Source organism: Devosia sp. YR412 (genome assembly GCF_900110945.1).
Lineage (GTDB): Bacteria > Pseudomonadota > Alphaproteobacteria > Rhizobiales > Devosiaceae > Devosia.
The window spans coordinates 306,772-323,941 of sequence record NZ_FOFL01000002.1 but is presented as its reverse complement, the minus strand read 5'-3'; the positions used below and the strand labels follow the sequence as shown (position 1 = coordinate 323,941).

The 17,170-nt window shown below is 62.6% G+C and carries 16 protein-coding genes; 8 read left to right on the top strand and 8 right to left on the bottom strand.

All coding sequences use genetic code 11. The features are described from left to right. Positions 1 to 62 precede the first annotated feature (62 nt). Both BM045_RS07830 and BM045_RS07825 read left to right on the top strand, forming a co-directional pair. Complete coding sequence (locus BM045_RS07830; RefSeq protein ID WP_092181828.1) at positions 63 to 1,154, top strand: LacI family DNA-binding transcriptional regulator; 1,092 nt, start codon at positions 63 to 65, stop codon at positions 1,152 to 1,154. 61 nt (positions 1,155 to 1,215) lie between these two features. Then, positions 1,216 to 2,418 (top strand): pyridoxal phosphate-dependent aminotransferase, encoded by a 1,203-nt coding sequence (locus BM045_RS07825; RefSeq protein ID WP_092183143.1) that lies wholly within the window; start codon positions 1,216 to 1,218, stop codon positions 2,416 to 2,418. 208 nt (positions 2,419 to 2,626) lie between these two features. Here the strand turns inward: BM045_RS07825 and BM045_RS07820 are convergent, their stop codons facing one another. Continuing rightward, positions 2,627 to 3,733, bottom strand: coding sequence for a hypothetical protein (locus BM045_RS07820; protein ID WP_092181825.1), 1,107 nt, complete (start codon positions 3,731 to 3,733; stop codon positions 2,627 to 2,629). 215 nt (positions 3,734 to 3,948) lie between these two features. Between BM045_RS07820 and BM045_RS19300 the strand changes: the two genes are divergently transcribed. Beyond that, a complete protein-coding gene (locus BM045_RS19300; RefSeq protein ID WP_280139449.1) occupies positions 3,949 to 4,080 on the top strand; it encodes a hypothetical protein in 132 nt (43 codons plus the stop codon). Positions 4,081 to 4,373: 293 nt separating this feature from the next. On the opposite strand, the gene BM045_RS18875 is transcribed toward BM045_RS19300, so the two are convergent. The 5 genes from BM045_RS18875 to greA form a co-directional block, all read right to left on the bottom strand. Next, on the bottom strand, positions 4,374 to 4,535 hold the full coding sequence (locus BM045_RS18875) for a Thivi_2564 family membrane protein (RefSeq protein ID WP_092181822.1): 162 nt from the start codon (positions 4,533 to 4,535) through the stop codon (positions 4,374 to 4,376). Positions 4,536 to 5,114: 579 nt separating this feature from the next. After that, positions 5,115 to 5,819 carry an HAD family hydrolase gene (locus BM045_RS07810; RefSeq protein WP_092181820.1) on the bottom strand — a complete coding sequence of 235 codons (705 nt, stop codon included), beginning with the start codon at positions 5,817 to 5,819 and terminating at the stop codon, positions 5,115 to 5,117. Positions 5,820 to 6,037: 218 nt separating this feature from the next. Continuing rightward, positions 6,038 to 6,931, bottom strand: a complete 894-nt coding sequence (locus BM045_RS07805) for a LysR family transcriptional regulator (protein WP_092181817.1) — start codon at positions 6,929 to 6,931, stop codon at positions 6,038 to 6,040. A gap of 31 nt (positions 6,932 to 6,962) precedes the next feature. Beyond that, the gene (gene trxB, locus BM045_RS07800; RefSeq protein WP_092181814.1) at positions 6,963 to 7,913 is read right to left on the bottom strand and encodes a thioredoxin-disulfide reductase; all 951 of its coding nucleotides are present in this window, start codon (positions 7,911 to 7,913) and stop codon (positions 6,963 to 6,965) included. 155 nt (positions 7,914 to 8,068) lie between these two features. After that, on the bottom strand, positions 8,069 to 8,542 hold the full coding sequence (gene greA, locus BM045_RS07795; protein WP_092181811.1) for a transcription elongation factor GreA: 474 nt from the start codon (positions 8,540 to 8,542) through the stop codon (positions 8,069 to 8,071). A gap of 401 nt (positions 8,543 to 8,943) precedes the next feature. On the opposite strand from greA, the gene ppk2 reads away from it, so the two are divergent. After that, complete coding sequence (gene ppk2 / locus BM045_RS07790) at positions 8,944 to 9,858, top strand: polyphosphate kinase 2 (protein WP_092181808.1); 915 nt, start codon at positions 8,944 to 8,946, stop codon at positions 9,856 to 9,858. Between the two features lie 133 nt (positions 9,859 to 9,991). Here the strand turns inward: ppk2 and BM045_RS07785 are convergent, their stop codons facing one another. Continuing rightward, positions 9,992 to 10,525: a superoxide dismutase family protein gene (locus tag BM045_RS07785; RefSeq protein ID WP_092181805.1), complete on the bottom strand. Its 534-nt coding sequence runs from the start codon at positions 10,523 to 10,525 to the stop codon at positions 9,992 to 9,994. A 142-nt stretch (positions 10,526 to 10,667) separates the two neighbouring features. On the opposite strand from BM045_RS07785, the gene BM045_RS07780 reads away from it, so the two are divergent. The 4 genes from BM045_RS07780 to BM045_RS07765 all read left to right on the top strand — a co-directional run bounded on the left by BM045_RS07780 (position 10,668) and on the right by BM045_RS07765 (position 16,118). Further along, entirely contained in the window at positions 10,668 to 12,842 is a 2,175-nt protein-coding gene (locus BM045_RS07780) for an FdhF/YdeP family oxidoreductase (RefSeq protein WP_244522925.1), read from the top strand. A 128-nt stretch (positions 12,843 to 12,970) separates the two neighbouring features. Next, positions 12,971 to 14,023: a methyl-accepting chemotaxis protein gene (locus BM045_RS07775; protein ID WP_280139460.1), complete on the top strand. Its 1,053-nt coding sequence runs from the start codon at positions 12,971 to 12,973 to the stop codon at positions 14,021 to 14,023. Positions 14,024 to 14,108: 85 nt separating this feature from the next. After that, positions 14,109 to 15,692 carry a GGDEF domain-containing protein gene (locus BM045_RS07770; RefSeq protein ID WP_170848429.1) on the top strand — a complete coding sequence of 528 codons (1,584 nt, stop codon included), beginning with the start codon at positions 14,109 to 14,111 and terminating at the stop codon, positions 15,690 to 15,692. A gap of 93 nt (positions 15,693 to 15,785) precedes the next feature. Next, positions 15,786 to 16,118 (top strand): hypothetical protein, encoded by a 333-nt coding sequence (locus BM045_RS07765; RefSeq protein ID WP_139198749.1) that lies wholly within the window; start codon positions 15,786 to 15,788, stop codon positions 16,116 to 16,118. A gap of 3 nt (positions 16,119 to 16,121) precedes the next feature. Here the strand turns inward: BM045_RS07765 and BM045_RS07760 are convergent, their stop codons facing one another. Next, entirely contained in the window at positions 16,122 to 17,018 is an 897-nt protein-coding gene (locus BM045_RS07760; RefSeq protein ID WP_092181793.1) for a TolB family protein, read from the bottom strand. Positions 17,019 to 17,170 lie beyond the last annotated feature (152 nt).

Genomic DNA, 17,170 nt, shown 5'->3' with positions numbered 1-17,170 from the left:
CTTGCGATATCCGGAGTCAAGCAGAAATTGAACCGATACAAAAATCGTGCTATGGCAGGGACATGGCACTGAAAAGCAAATCCACCAGCACAAAATTGGATTCCAGCATCAAGCTCAAGGATGTCGCCAAGGCGGCTGGCGTGTCGCAGGGCACAGCGTCCAACGTGTTCAGCAAGCCCGATGTGGTGCGTGAGGAAGTGCGCGAGCATGTGCTGCAGGTCGCCAAGGAGCTGGGCTATGCCGGGCCCAGTGTGACCGGGCGACTGCTGCGGGCCGGCAAGGTCAATGCTGTCGGCGTCGCGGCGATCGAACCGATCAGCTATTTCTTCGAGGATCTCTGGGCCCGGCAGCTGATGGCGCAGATTTCGGAAATCTGCGATGCGCGCGGGGCCGGAGTGGCCTTGGTTTCGGCGCTTAATGACGAGCGGCTGGCGTGGAATATTCAATCGGCGCTGGTGGATGGTTTTATCCTGCTCTGCGTCGAGGGTGGCGAGAAGCTGGTGGATGTCACACGGCAACGGCAATTGCCCTATGTGGCGCTGGCGATCGGCGCAGCGGACAGCACCATTCCGGCGATCGGCGTGGACAATGCCGGCGGCGCGCGCATGGCGGCCGAGCATGTGATCGGGCTGGGGCACCGTAGGCTGGCCATCCTCTCGACGCTGATCAACGAATGCAGCAGCGCAGGCCTTCGCACGCCCGATGAGATGCTGGCGGCGCTCTATTCCACCTCGCGCGATCGCGCGCTGGGCTATTGGGAGGCGATGGCCGCCGCAGGCATAGCGCGGGACGCGGTGCCGATCTTTGAAACGCACGAGGACGAGGCCAGCACGCATGCGATGATGGCCGAGATGTTTGCCGTCGAGGCGGCACCAACGGCGGTGCTGGCCATGTCGGACAAGATTGCCATGTGGGCGGTGGACTGGCTGTTCCGCTCAGGCCGTTCGGTGCCGGGCGATGTGTCGGTGATCGGCTTTGACGATGTGCCCGAGGCGGGCGTGGCGACGCCCAAGCTGACCACCATGGCGCAGCCAATGGCCGAGATTGCGCGGCTGGCGGTGGATGCGGCGCTGGGCGGCAAGCAGGTGGAGGGACGCCGAATCCTGACTACAAAACTGATGGTGCGCGAGAGTACCGCGCCACCACGCGGCTAAAGCTTGCTCAAGGCCCTAGGACACAATATCAGTTCGGGCCGGTATTTCCGGGAGAGTGATGATGGGTTTTCTGTCCGAGGCTTTGGAGCGCGTGGCGCCGTCGGCGACCGTGGCGATCAGCCAGAAGGCGCGTAACCTGGCGCAGGAGGGCCGTGATATCATCGCGCTCAGCGCCGGCGAGCCGGATTTCGATACGCCGCTCAATGTGCGCGAAGCGGCGATCCGGGCGATGAACGAAGGCAAGACGCGCTATACCAATGTCGACGGCATTCCCGAGCTGAAGGCTGCGGTCGCCGCCAAGTTCAAGCGTGACAATGGGCTGGATGTGACGGCCGCGGATTGCTTCGTCGCCTCGGGCGGAAAGCAGATCATCTTCAATGCGCTGATGGCGACGCTCAATCCGGGCGACGAGGTCGTGGTGCCGGTGCCCTATTGGGTGAGCTATCCGGAAATCGTGCGGCTGTGCGGTGCGACGCCGGTGTTTGCCGTGGCCGATGATACGACGGGCTTCAAGCTGGCACCCGAGGTGCTGGAAGCGGCGATCACGCCCAAGACCAAGTGGCTGATCCTCAACACGCCGAGCAATCCGACCGGCGCCGCCTATTCGGCAGCAGAGCTTCGCGGCTTGGCCGATGTGCTGCTGCGCCATCCGCATGTGCACATCCTGACCGACGATATTTATGAAGTGCTGGTCTATGACGGCGGCACATTTGCCACGATCGCGCAGGTCGAGCCGAAATTGCAGCCGCGCACACTGACAATGAATGGCGTCTCCAAGTCGCATGCCATGACCGGCTGGCGCATCGGCTATTGCACGGGGCCGCGGCACCTGTTGGCAGCGATGACCAAGCTGCAGAGCCAGTCGACCACCAATCCAAGTTCGATTGCGCAATGGGCGGCAGTGGAAGCGCTCAACGGGCCGCAGGAATTTCTGGCCGAATGGCGCGATGTGTTCCAGGCGCGGCGTGATCTTGTGGTCAAGGGGCTCAATGCCAATACCGGGCTCGATTGCCTGACGCCGGAGGGGGCCTTTTATGTGTTCCCGTCGTGCAAGCGGCTCTTGGGCAAGACCAGCGCGGGTGGGGCGACGCTGACGACCGACGAGGATTTCGTCATGGCGCTGCTCGAAGAAACCGGCGTGGCACTGGTGCATGGCACGGCGTTCGGCCTGCCGGGGCATTTCCGGCTGAGCTATGCGGCGAGCAATGCCGAGCTGGAAGAAGCGGTGAAGCGGATCCAGGGGTTCTGTGCGGGGATCCGCTGACTTTCGGACGCTGATTTCTCAGTCGACATCCTCCCCCTTGCGGGGAGGGCTCAAGGGTGGGGGCGGTTAGCCCGAATATCGGGGCTCTCACACCCCCTCCCGGCTCGATGACGGACTTCGCAAACGCTAAGTCCTATCTCGCTATCCCTCCCCGCAAGGGGGAGGGTAGGGCCGGTGGCCTTTGCCAGTCAGGGCTCCCAAGATAACCCTACTTCCCCATCCAGCTCATAAATCCGGTGCTGTCCCCGCCGGCTTCAGCGAACATCTGCGTCAGTTTGCTGGTTGCCGTGTAGCTGTCCACCGCCGCCTGGTAGAACTTGTCGCTCCAGCCGGCGGCCTGGCGCTCTTCCACGCTCATGGCGCCGAATAGCGACATGATGTTCTGGCTGAAGGCGGTGGGGTCGCTGGATTTGGCGGCGCTCTGGAAGCCGGCGAGCAGGGCCGCGCCGCTCTTGCCGCGCATGGCTGCCTGCGCCGCATTGACCTCTTCGGTCGAGAACTTGCCCGTGGTGTCGACCACGATGGAGGACAGCGTGCGGCTGTCGAATTTGGACATGTCGATATAGGTGCCGACGGTGGTCGCCTTGTTGAAGGTCGGCGCCTTGCCGTTCTTGATTGCCTCGGCATAGAGCGCGTCGAGCGTCTTGCGGGCGGTGCTGGCAACATCGGCAATCGGCTGCGGCTTGATCTGCTCGCCGGCTTCCACAAGCGCCAGATAGAGCGCGACGGGATCGTCCTCGCCGGCATCGGGCAGGGTCTTGGGATCGGCAGCAAGCTGCTTTTGCGCATCGGTGACGGCAGCGCGGCCGGCGATCCAGTCGGCGCCGGCCTTTTCCTCGGAGCCGAGACCATCGAGATATTCGGCGGCAGCCTTGTACAGCGCGGTGAAATTGCCGGTGACCTTGGCAAGTGCCGCCGGGCCGGACAGGGCGTTTTCGAAGCGGCGCTGCATTTCGAGACCGGCGGCTTCCTGCTCGTCGGGGGGGAAGCTGTCGTCACTGGCCATGGCGAAGAGTTCGCGCGGATCGAGGCTCGAGAGATCGACCGCCAGCTGGCCATCTTTGAGCGGAGAGGTCTGTTCGGCCTCCTTGAGCAAAGCGACGAGCTTGCTGCGGGCTTCGGCGAGGACGGTGGTGAAATCCTTGGCGGCGAGGGCTGCCTTGGCTTCGTCGGAAAGGGTGACCGAGGTCGCCGCCTGGGCAGCGCTCACAGCGGCTGCGGTGCCGCTGGCCGAGCCGGTGACGCTGGCCGCTACGGCTGCGGTGGCGGGCTTGTAATAGGTGCTGGTCGAATAGGCGGTGGTCACGGAAACCATCGGACGCTCCTGCGATCGGTCAGGGACCGTATTGCAAGCGGCGTGCCGCAAAAATATTGTTCTTAATCAGTTGTTTAGATTTTGGCTATGCTGCCAGGCGGCAGGATTTGCCGGGTGAGAGCGGCAGGAATGGCCGGAAAGAGAAGGGCCCCGCCCGAGGGGATGGGCAGGGCCCGGGGGTCATCAGCCGAAGCGTCTGACCTTGGAGGCGCGGCGTGAACCTGCCGCTGATCAATCAACTATCGATCCGGGTGGGGCCGTGCACAAACGCAGAATGGGAAATGCTGGCATGCAGTTTTGCCAAATCGGGGCAAAAAAAAGAGGCTCCAACCGAAGTTGGAGCCTGATGATAGGGCCGAAGCCAAATCGTAAGTGTGGCCCAGCGCAAGGGAGGAGGATATGCGCTAAACCGGTTGGACCCAGGCCGAGGGAGGAGGATACGACCTAAATCCGGTGTCGCAAGAAGCGGGTCCGAGGGAGGAGGATACGGAGCGGCTTCACCAGCGACAAAACCTTTATAGATTTTGACCGTCCGGTCAGCAATGCATAGGTCAACATGACTGCCATGCATTTCGCACAGCGACATTGTGTCAACCATACAAGGTGTTAGCGACAGCGAAGGCCTTGGCCCTCGGCTCGCCTAGAATACGGCCAGGTATTTCAGCAGCGAGATAATGCCGATGACGATCACCACGATCTGCAGGATCTGGCGGATATTGCCTTCGATCGGCAGGCGCTGCACCAGCCAGAGAATGAGGACAACCACCAGGAAGGTGATCAGGATGGAAATGAGAATAGACATGTGACGCTCCAGGCGCGCAGGTCGCGCGGTGAGGTAACGTCGCTGTGAGCGGTAGGTTGCGTCGAAAAAAAGGCCCTGTCCGAAGACAGGGCCTGATGACTGGGCCGAAGCCAAATCGAAAGTGGGGCAGAGAGCAAGGGAGGAGGATATGCGCTCTGCCAGTGAACCTTGATCGAGGGAGGAGGATACGATCCCGGTTCGGTGTCGCGATACTTGCTTCGAGGGAGGAGGATACGAAGCGCGCCTCAGCGACCACCCACATATGTACTCTACTGCGCTGATAGACAATGGGATGTCGGACATGTCAGCCATGCAGAACTGCATGGGTCAATCGAAAAAATATGGCCCCGCTCGAGGGGAGAGCGGAGCCACAAGGGTGCGGGATCGGGATCCCGCAGGAGGGAACGCAACAGGCGCAAGGGAGGAGGAGAAGCGCCCGCTGTGTGACGAGGGATATAGGGGGTGAGCTTCTGCTCAACAATTGGGCGTCGAGCATGTTAGTTATGCAGTGGGTGCATGCTTTTTTGGCGCCGACTGTCACATTGGCCGGTTGGGATGCAGTGGTCCGGGTGGACGATTCTAACCCTGGGCGTCCAGTTGTGCGAGGGTTTCGGCCAGTTCACCGAGATGGGTGATCCGGGCATAGCGCGGGTTGTTGACCGGCTCGTCGGCATGTTCATGCGACCAGTTCATCTCATGCGGCACATAGACGGCGAAACTGCCGGCCTCCAGCGCAGGCAGGATGTCGGAGCGCAGGGAATTGCCGACCATGACCGTGCGTTCGGCGCCGTCGGTGTGGCGGGCGAAGATCCGGGCATAGACCGCGGCGGTCTTGTCGGGGACGATTTCGATCGCGGCGAAATATTCGGCAAGGCCGGAAGCGGCGAGCTTGCGCTCCTGGTCGATGACATCGCCCTTGGTGATGAGGATCAGCCGATGGCTCTGCTGCAGCTGGGTCAGCGCCTGATCGACATAGGGCAGGGTCTCGATCGGATAGCTCAGCAATTCGCGGCCGGCGGCGAGCAGTTCGGCGATGACGGTGCCGGGGACGCGATGCTCGGTCACCTCCAGCGCCGTCTCGATCATTGAGAGGGTAAAGCCCTTCATGCCATAGCCGTAGAAGGCAAGGTTGCGCACACTGGCGGCGGACAGGCGCTCGTTGAGATCGGTCGCGTCGGCATAGGGGCGCAGCAAGTCGGCAAAGCGCTGCTCGGTCAGGCGGATGAACTGTTCGTTCTGCCAGAGCGTGTCATCGGCATCGAAGGCGATGGTGGTGATGGGCATGGGGCACCTCACGATTGGTGACGTTAGTGCACGGCGCTATTCACAAGCACTATGTCATCCCGGCCTTGAGCCGGGATCCATCTCGAGATTGTCCCGCAGCCGCAAGGTGGTTCGATCTGGCGGCGTGCGGCAAGATCTCAGAATGGGCCCCGGCTCAAGGCCGGGGTGACATCGCGGGTGTGGGGCGTCAAGCGAACGTCAGCAGCCCACAACCCAAATTAGAACGACCACTCTCTTGCCTTGGCGACTAGGAAGTCCCGGAACACCCCGACGCGCTTCGAGTTCTTCAGCGCCGGCGGATAGACGAAATAGGCTTCGTAGGCTGGAAGTTCGATCTCGGGCAGCACTTGGACCAGGGCGTCTTCGGTCTCGGTGACATAGGCCGGCAGCATGGCGATGCCGGTGCCGGCGCGGCAGGCTTGCAGCATTCCATAGATGGAATTGACCTTGAGCGCGGCGCGGCGCGGGCTGGAATCGGTGCGGCCCATGCGCTCGAGATAGTTGATGTCGCCCAGATAGGACGGCACCGGCTCGCCGAAGCTGATGATGCGGTGATCGTCGAGCTGTTCGCCGCTGGCCGGCATGCCGTATTCGTCGACATAGGTCTTCGAGGCATAGAAATGATTGTGCACGGTGAACAGTTTGCGCTGGATCATTTCCGACTGGTTGGGGCGGTGCAGGCGGATGGCCACGTCGGCCTCGCGCATGGCCAGATCGAGCTCGGCGTCGTTGAGGCGGATTTCGAGCTGGATCAGCGGATAGAGCTTCAGGAACTCGTCGAGCCGCGACGACAGCCAGGTGGAGCCGATACCGACGGTCGTGGTGACGATCAGCGGGCCGGTCGGAACGTCTTGCGACTCCGACATCTGGGTTTCGACCTGCTGCAGCTCCCAATGCATGCGATGGGCGGTGCGGAACAGCTGTTCGCCGACTTCAGTAAGCACCAGCCCGCGCGCATGGCGGATGAAGAGCTTGAGGCCCAGGTCATCCTCGAGCGCCGAAATCTGCCGGCTGACGGCTGACTGGCTCATGCCGAGCTTTTCGGCGGCATGGGTGAAGCTGCCCGACTCGGCGGCGGTGTGGAAAATCCGGAGTTTGTCCCAGTCGAGCATTTCTTTTGACGCTTTCTAGTTCGGGGTCGGCTTACTCCGCCGCTTCGGCGAGCTCGTGTTCAGCGAGATATCGTTCAGCTTCCAGAGCCGCCATGCAACCCATGCCAGCGGCCGTGATTGCCTGACGGTAAACGTCGTCCGTCACATCTCCAGCGGCAAACACGCCGGGGATGTTGGTTTCGGTCGTGCCGGGCTTCACCTGCAGGTAGCCGCCGGGCTTCATGTCGAGCTTGCCAGCAAAGATGGACGTTGCCGGGGCGTGGCCGATGGCGATGAAAATGCCATCGATCGGCTGCTCATAAGTGCGGTTTGTGGCGATGTCGCGAAGGGTCACGCTGTTGACCGAGGGCGGCATAGCCGAGCCGCCGATTTCGGCGATCTCGTGGTTCCAGCGCACTTCGATCTTGGGATGCTTGAACAGGCGATCCTGGAGGATCCGCTCTGCGCGGAATTCGTTGCGGCGATGCACCAGGATCACCTTGTCGGCGAAATTGGTCAGGAACAAAGCTTCCTCGACAGCGGTATTGCCGCCGCCGACCACCAGCACCTGCTTGTTGCGATAGAAGAAGCCATCGCAGGTGGCGCATGCGGAGACGCCAAAGCCCTGAAATTTCTGCTCGGAAGGCAGGCCCAGCCATTTGGCCTGGGCGCCGGTGGCGATGATCAGGCTGTCGGCGGTGTAAATCTCGCCGCCGTCGCCGGTCAGCACGAAGGGGCGCTTGTCGAAGTCGACATTGACGATGAGGTCATTGACGATCTTGGTGCCGACATGTTCGGCCTGCGCCTTCATCTGGTCCATCAGCCAGGGGCCCTGGATGACGTCGGCAAAGCCTGGATAATTCTCGACATCGGTGGTGATGGTCAGCTGGCCGCCCGGCTGCAGACCCTGAATCATCACGGGCTCCAGCATGGCGCGCGCCGCATAGATGGCGGCGGTATAGCCGGCAGGGCCAGACCCAATGATGATGACTTTCGCGTGCATCGCGAGGCTCTCCGACAAATGCGAGTATTCCCTCGCCCGCTAGTTAAGGGGCGAAGGCGCACTCTTTCAAGGCAAACTGTTGTTTTGTGGGGCACCTGCCTGTGGAACAGGCGTAAATGTCACACGGCGCAGGGCAAATGCCCACGGATTGAGCGCTAGACGTACTTGATCTTGATGATCTCGTAGCTCTTGGCCCCACCGGGAGCGGAAACCTCGAACGAATCGCCCTCTTCCTTGCCGATCATGGCGCGGGCGATGGGCGAGGAAATCGAGATGCGGCCGCCCGAGGCGTCAGCCTCCGGATCGCCGACGACCTGATAGGTCTTTTCTTCCTCGGTGTCCTCGTCGAGATAGGTGACGGTGGCGCCGAACTTGACTGTCTTGCCGCTCAGCTTGGTGACATCGATGATGTCGGCGAGAGCCAGGATGGTCTCGAGTTCCTTGATCCGGCCCTCGTTGAGGCTCTGCTGTTCCTTGGCGGCCGAATATTCAGCGTTTTCAGACAGATCGCCATGGGCACGTGCTTCGGCAATCGCGTCGATGATGCGACGGCGCTCGCTGGCAGTACGGTGCTCAAACTCTGCGCTCAGGGCCTTGTGGCCACCGATCGTCATCGGGATCTTGTCCATTCCTTGCCTCCAATCGGCACGATGGAGCCATGCGATCCAATCTCGGATCGCCGGCTCCATGTATTTGTTATCGCATCGTCTTGCCGAAAGTGGCTTTCCACTTGTCTGCACGATGCTCTTAATAGGCTAACCCCCAGCCAATCCGTTCGGCGTGCGCTTCACGATAGTTGTGTGGGGGAGACCTGCGCAAACTGCCCGCCTGCCGCGTTGCGGTCAAGCGGTTGCGTATGATCAACATGGTCATATGCACATCAGGATTCAAGTTCGGCGCGGTTTGGCGTCGATTACGGGTTTTCACGCGGTGTGGAGACTTGTTTTGCGCCGGACGCCTATCCTGCTGGGCGCTTTCATAAAACTGTCATGGCGGTATGAACAGTGGCGCCTGACACTGGAGCTGCCTCATGTCCAATCCCGACCTGCAAGCCGAACTCGACCGCATCCGCGAGGAAATTTCCGACAGTTTCGACGAAGAACTGGAATTGCAGTTCGAAGACGACCAGCTCGAAATGCTGGCCGGCGGCGAAGAGCGCCCGGGTGGCGCGACGCTCGACCGGCGCGTGTATTTCCGCGAATTGTTCCGGCTGCAGCATGAACTGGTGCGGCTGCAGGACTGGATCGCGCATAACAAGCTCAAGGTCGCCGTGGTCTTCGAAGGCCGTGACTCGGCCGGCAAGGGCGGCGCCATCAAGCGCATCACCCAGCGGCTCAATCCGCGCGTCTGCCGCGTTGTGGCGCTGCCGGCGCCGAGCGACCGCGAAAAGTCGCAGTGGTATTTCCAGCGCTATGTGCCCCATCTGCCGGCAGCCGGCGAAATGGTGCTGTTCGACCGCTCCTGGTACAATCGCGCGGGCGTCGAGCGCGTCATGGGCTTCTGCACGCCGGACGAGCTGGAAGAGTTCTTCCGCTCGGTGCCGGAATTTGAAAAGATGCTGGTCCGCTCGGGCATTATCCTGATCAAGTTCTGGTTCTCGATCAGCAATGAGGAGCAGGAATTCCGCTTCAAGATGCGCATAGAAGATCCGCTGAAGCAGTGGAAGCTGTCGCCGATGGACATGGAATCCCGCCGCCATTGGGAAGACTATACCAAGGCCAAGGAAGACATGCTGAACCGCACCCACACCACGGAGTCGCCGTGGTGGGTGGTCGATGCCGATGACAAGAAGCGCGCGCGGCTCAACACCATCGCGCATCTGCTCGAGGCCATCCCCTATGGCGATGTTCCCAAGCAGGACGTCGTGCTGCCCGAGCGTATCCGCCATCCGGACTATGCCCGCGGCCCGATCCCCAAGGAAATGAAGGTCAAGTCGGTCTACTAATAGGCGCTTGCCTCTCCCTGTGGGGGAGGTCGGAGCGTAGCGACTGATGAGGGGGCCTTCAGACTGCTGAGCCATGGCCCCCTCACCCGACTGATGAGGGTCGACCTTTCCCCAAAGGGAGAGGTGAAGAGCGTTACGGAACGGTATTGGCTTCGATCACCGCGCAAGCCATGCGGTCGCCGGAGTTGCCAGCCGGGTCGGTGACATTGTCATCGGGGCCGGCGTGGATGACGAGGGCGGTGCCGTCGGTGTCAAATACATAGGCTGGGTCGCCTTCGGTCAGCGAGATGGTGTCAGTGGTGAGGTTCACCGCAACAATGCCGTCCTCGCCGGCCGTGACATTGGGCAGGTCCCCGGCATGCGGTCCTTCGGGATTTTCGAGGCCATGCTGGTGCGTGGTCGGGTTGAAATGGCCGCCGGCCGATTCAAAACCCGTGGCACCGTCGCAACTGCCGGTCTCGTGGAAATGGAAACCATGTTCGCCAGCGGTCTGGTCGGTCAAGTCGCCGACAATGGTGACGCCGCTTCCGCCCTGCGCCAGGATGACGGAGCCGACTTCGGCGCCCTGCGCATCTATGAAAGTGGCCATTGCCGTGCCGGGGTCCTGCGCCATGGCGGGAATGACGAGGGCAAGGGCGGCGACGGCGCTCAGGGTCAATCTTTGCATCTGAAAATCCTTCCTGTCTGTGGGACGCTTGTGCGCACAACGGAGCGGAGTCCGGCCTGTTCCTGCGTCCGCAAGGATTTGATCGCTTGCATGCGCGGCCGAGCAGTCCGAAAATGGCCATGCAGCAAGCCGGAGCAGTGCATTGGCCGATACCAGCCACATCGTGGGCGGCGGACCCAAGAAGGTCCTCTATACTCTCGCTACCATCGCCCGCATGGGCGTGGGTAAGGCCGGCAAGGCGCTGACCGCCAAGAATGCCTGCAAGGCCTGCGCCTATGGCATGGGCGGGCAGCGCGGCGGCATGACCAATGAGCTCGATGAGTTCCCCTCGGTCTGCAACAAGAGCGTGCAGGCGCAATCGACCGATATCCAGCCGGCCATCCCGCACGAGATTTTCGAGCATGCGTTCGCCGATCTGCAGGAGCTGACCGGCAAGGAGATGGAGCATCTCGGCCGGCTCGGCACGCCGCTGTTCAAGGCGGAGGGCGCTGACCATTTCCATCCGGTGGATTGGGACTTCGCCATTTCCCATGCCGTGCAAAGGCTCAAGGCGACCGATCCGAAGCGCAGCTTTTTCTATTCGTCGGGCCGGTCGTCCAACGAGGCCGGGTTTATCTTCCAGCTGCTGGCGCGGGCCTATGGGACCAATAACGTCAACAACTGCTCGTATTATTGCCATCAGGCGACCAGCGAAGGTTTGGCCACCACCATCGGCAAGGGTACATCCAGCGTCGAGCTGGAGGATCTGACCGGCGCCGACCTGATCTTTGTCATCGGCGCCAATCCATCGTCCAACCACCCGCGCTTCATCCATATGCTGAAGAACTGTCGCGAGCGGGGCGGGCAGGTGATTGTGATCAATCCGGCCAAGGAGCCGGGGTTGGTGAAGTTTGCCGTGCCGAAATCGCCGAGCTCCATGCTGAAGGGCGGCAGCGAGATTGCCTCGGATTATGTGCAGCCGCGCATCGGCAGCGACATCGCGCTGATGAAGGGTATTGCCAAGGCTGTGCTGGAACTGGGGCTGGCCGACACCGGCTTCATCGCCGCGCATACATCGGGCTTTGCCGAATTCCAGGCCGATTTGGAAGCGCTGAGCTGGGAAGAGATCGTCGCTGCCTGCGGGATTGAGCGCGCCGAGATAGAGCATATCGCGCGGCAATATGGTCGGGCCAAGCACGCCGTGTTTGCCTGGGGCATGGGCATGACGCATCACATTCATGGCGTGGCCAATGTCGAGGCGATCGCCAATCTGGCCATGCTGCGCGGTATGGTGGGCAAGTGTTATGCCGGGCTGCTGCCGCTGCGCGGCCATTCCAATGTGCAGGGCATCGGGACCATCGGGGTCAAGCCGGTGCTGGCCAAGGATGTGCTGGCCAAGATGGAGGCCGAGTTCGGGGTGAAATTCCCCGAGGAGAAGGGCTTTGACACCATGGCCTGCCTCAAGGCGGCCGAGGCCGGCGATGTCGACAGCGCAGTGATCATGGGCGGGAACCTCTGGGGCGCCACGCCGGACCGGGCGTTTGCCAGCCGGGCCATAGAATCGATCGGCTTCAAGCTGTTCCTCACGACGACGCTCAACATGGGCCATGTGCATGGGCTGGGCGAGGGCGAGGTGCTGATCCTGCCGGTGACGGCGCGCGATGAGGAGTGGGAGCCGACGACGCAGGAATCCATGTTCAACTATGTGCGGCTCTCGGACGGCGGCATTCGCCGGCTGGAGAATGTGCGGCCGGAAAGCTGGATCCTCGGTGAGATCGGCGAGGGGCTGCTGCCCAATTCTCCGATACAATTCAAAGAGTTCTCGGCCCATGCCAGGGTGCGGGATGCGATCGCCAATATCGTGCCGGGAATGGAAGAGCTGGCCGATATCGATGTGGCCAAGCGCGAGTTCCACATCAGGAACCGGGTCATGCATACGCCCGAATTTGGCACCGCGGATGGCAAAGCGCATTTCGTGGTGACGCCGCTCCCCGCATTGCCGCGCGGAAAACTGACGCTGGCGACGATGCGCAGCGAGGGCCAGTTCAACACCATCATCTATGAGGAAAAGGACAGCTATCGCGGCGGCGCCGGGCGGCATGCGGTGTTCCTCAATGGCGAGGACATGGCGGCCTTCGGCGTCAGCGAAGGGCAGGCGGTGACGCTGGCCTCCGACGTCGGCCGGATGACGGCGGTAGTGACCCAGTTCGACCTGCCGCGCGGCAGTGCCATGGCCTATTATCCCGAGGCCAATGTCTTGGTTGGCACGGAGGTCGATCCGCGCAGCAAGACGCCGGCGTTCAAGTCGGTGCCGGTGTGGATCGAGAAGGCTGCCTAATTTGCGCGGAACCGGCAGCTATTAACGGCTCGGTTACCATGTTTGTCCACAGTGTCCACCCAGTGGGCATTGGGGCGCGGGATATGTCGAGCAATCGGGAGCCGGCCGTGGCAGCGTCGCCGCGGGCCATGCGCGTGGTGATGGACGGGATCAGCGGCGAGCTGCAGAGCTATTCCAACAGCAATCTGCAGATCGTCAAGCAGACCAAGCTCTTGGCGATCAATGCGATTATCGAGGCGGCGCGGGCGGGCGATGCCGGCAAGGGCTTTGCCGTTGTCGCCGACGAGGTGCAACGGCTGGCTGACCGGGCTGCCGATATCGCGGTGCGCTTCCAGGATGTGCTGGTCGGGCGGATTTCGCTGAGCCGGACGATGAGCGAGACGCTGGTCGACGAGATGGAGGGCGTGCGACTGATCGATCTGGCGCAATCGCTGGTGCAGCTGATCGTGCGCAATCTTTATGAACGCACCGCCGACGTGCGCTGGTGGGCGACAGACACCGCCTTCTGGCAGGCGCTCGAAGCCGATGCCAATTCCGGTGCTCTTGCCTTCGCCGCCGACCGGCTGGCGACGATCAACAAATTCTACAGCGTCTATGCCGACCTGGTGCTGACCAATGCGCAGGGGCGCGTCGTGGCCAGCGCCAATGGCGCCTATGCGCGCAGCCTGATGGGCGCGGATTTTTCCCGCGAGGCGTGGTTCCGCGCGGCGCGCGGGCTGGCCAGCGGCGACGATTATGCTGTGGGCGAGGTGACCGAGAGCGCCCATCACGGCGGGCAGGACGTGCTGGTATATTCGACGGCCGTGCGGGCTGGCGGGCGGAGCAACGGCGCTGTGCTGGGGACGCTCGGTGTCTATTTCGACTGGCAGAACCAGGGGCTGTCCATCGTCGAGACCGAAGCCGCCCTGCCGCCCAAGGTTGCCGAGCGGACCGAGGTGATGCTGCTCGACGGCAAGGGGCGGGTGATCGCCTCGACGCGGGCGCAGAGCCTGTTCACGACATTCGACCTGCGGCACGAGAACCGGCAGCGCGGCAGCTATTACGACGGGCAGGGCAATATCATCGCCTTCGCCCAGACGCTGGGCTACCAGGAATATGACGGGCTCGGCTGGTGGGGCGTGGTGCTGCAGCGCACCGAGCAGGACGACACGATCCGCCAAGCGCTGGGCATGGCCCGCTGATGCAGCGGCTTTGCACGGGCGATTTTTTGCTTTCTTAACGGGGCAGGTCTAGCCTGATCGGATGTTGCAGCGGTCGGGAAGCCCGATGTCCGAAAACGCCGCCCTGTCTGATGAATTGGCCGAGAGCTGGCGCCTGGCCTGCTCCGGGCAGTCGGTCGTGGCGCTGAGCCGGGCCAAGCTGCTGTTCAAGCGCCTTCAAGACAGCGGCGACGACCGGGCGATTGCCGCCTGCCTCACCCAGATCGCCTGGTTCTGCCTGCAGCTTGGACAGGCCGAGCATGGTCTCGATTGCGCCTATGCGGCCAAGCGCCTGTGGGGGCGCTGCGAGGACACAAGCGGCGAAGTCCACGCCACGGCGATTGCCAGCTGGCTGCTGCTCGAAATGGGCCTGACCGAAGAAGCCTTCGAGGAGGCCGATCGGGCGCTGGAACTGGCCGAGCGGCAGAGCGATCCGGCCATGCTGGCCCGCGCGCTCAATGCCAAGGCGATTGTCTTGATGTATAGCCGGCAGCCGGAACTGTCGGGTCCGCTGCTGGATCGCGCCATGGATCTGGTGGAGATGCATCAGGAGCCGGGGCTGATGGCGCTGCTGCTGATCAACCGCGCCTATGGGCAGGTGACCAGCGCCGAAATGGCCGAGTTTGAAGGCGATGCCGAAGCCGGGCGACATTGGCGCGACCTCGCCGTCGACACCAATGATGCGGCAATTGCCGCAGCCGAAGCCAGTGGCGACGGCTGGAACCTGCGCACCGCGCTATGCAATGGCGCCGAATATCATGTTCTGCTCGACCGGCCCGAGCAGGCGCATGACTATCTCGGGCGCTGGGCCGGCGTGGCGGGTGAGCCGGGCCTGCGCGAGCGTATCCATCTGCTCTATACAAAGGGCGAGGTGTTGACGCTGACCGGACGGCTGGCCGAAGCGCTGGAGATTTGCGAGCAGGCGGTGGCACTGGCCGATGGCACGACGCATACCGACCATCAGGCCAATGCGGTACGGCGACTGTCGGATGTGCATGAGGCCATGGGTAATTTCGAGGCGGCGCTGGCCCTGCACAAGCGCTACCACGGGCTCTATGAGCGTCAGCTTAGTGAAGTGACGCGGCGGCGCGCCCATGTGGCCGACATTCGCGATGAAACCAGCAAGCTGCGTGCGGCGGCGGAACGGCTGGCCGAAGAGGCGGCGCATGACGGGCTGACCGGGCTGTCGAACCGGCGCAGTTTCGATCAGGCGATGCTCGGGCTGGAGGGGACCGAGTTTGCTCTCGCCATCGTGGATCTCGATTTCTTCAAATCGGTCAACGACCTGTTCTCCCATGTGGTGGGCGATGCCGTGCTCCGGCAGGTCGGGGCGCTGTTGGCGACGCATGCGGAAAATGGCGTGCAGGCCTTCCGGCTGGGTGGCGAGGAGTTCGCGCTGATCTTCCCGCAGGACGATCTGGACAGCGCCGCACGCCATTGCGAGGCGATCCGCGCCGAAATCGCCGCGGTGGACTGGCAGGCCTTGGGCGAGGGCCTGACCGTCACCGCCAGCATCGGCGTCGCCACCGGCAGCAATGGCTCGGCGCTGATGTCGGTCGCCGATGGAAGGCTCTATGACGCCAAGGCGGCGGGGCGCAATCGCGTGGTCAGCATGGATGCGCTGGAGCCGCGCTACGGCATCACCGGATAGGCCTGTTCCGTCCGGAACAGCGGCGCCTCTCAACCTCTCCTAAGGTCTCTGCACAGACGGCCGCGGTGGCCGCTGATGCAGGGGACAAGAGCGATGATGTTGATTTGGAGCGGTTGGGGATTTCTGGTGGCGCTGGTCTGGGCGACGATCGGCTGCGTGATCTACAATACCAGCAAGGGCATAGTGGATGCGCCGGTCACCATGGTCGCCATTGTGCTCGCAGGGAGCCTGGTGATCAGCGCACTGATCTGGGGACTGGACCGGGTGATTGTGCATATGACGCGCCGCACCCTGATCGACCAGCGCACCGGCGTGACATTTGATGTCGATGCCAGAGGTTCATTCTTCTTCGTGCCGATGCGCTTCTGGGTCTATCTGGTGCCGATCATCAACCTCGGCCTGGTCTGGGCCAGTTTCGGCAAGTGACGCCTAGACCTTGGGATAGGCGACATAAGCGAGGCGCTGACTGTCAGGCGACCAGGAATTGACGTTGATGGTGCCCTGACCGCCAAAGAAACTGGCCAGCACCCGCAGCGGGCCACCGTCCGGCCCCATCAGGCGCAGCAGCACATCCTTGTCGGCTGGATGGCCGGTCGTGCCCTGCGGATAGCTCAGCACTGCCACCTGCTTGCCGTCGGGCGACAGATGCGGGAACCAGTTGACGAGGCTGTCGAAGGTCAGCTGTTCCAGCCCACTGCCGTCAACGGCGCTCATGCGGAAGACCTGGGCATGGCCGGGGCGGCTGGCGGCGAGTTCGGAGTTGAAATAGATCCAGCGCCCGTCGGGCGAATATTCCGGCCCGTCATTGGGCATGGAGAGATCGGTCAGGCGGGTATCCGCGCCACCGGCGGCGGGAATGGAGAAGACATTGACCTGCCGCTCGCCATCCTCGCGCTGCTCGATGGCGACATAGCTCAACGTCAGGCCGTCGGGCGAAATGCCGTGCAGGTAATAGTGGAAGGGCGTGGCATGGCTGTTGGAGACGCGGCGTGGCGTGCCGCCGGCAAAGGGCAGGGCGTAGAGGTGGCCGTCGTCGGAACTGACATAGATGGTTGTGCCATCCGGTGACAGCACATGGTCATTGTTGAGATCGGCGAGATGCCCGCTGTCGATCGGCTGGGGCGTGCCGCCAGTCGCGGCGATGCGGAACAGCTTGCCGCCGGCATTGAACACCAGCCATTGCCCATCGGCTGACCAGTTCGGCGCCTCGATCACTTCATCAGCGGTGAAGATGACCTGGGTATTGCCGGCGAGGTCGATGACGGTCAGCTCAGCGCGCTGCCCGGCAGCCAGAGTGCGGCCGCGGCGCGGGAAGGAATAGGTCAATGCAGTGCCCCTCGGACTGGATTTTGGGGGGAGGGTAGCGCAGGGTGTTTGCCCAAACCACCCCGCAAGTGCCTGATTATCTACGAACGTTCACACCCATGGTGTCATCCCGGCCTTGAGCCGGGATCCATCTCGAGATCGCGCCACAGCCG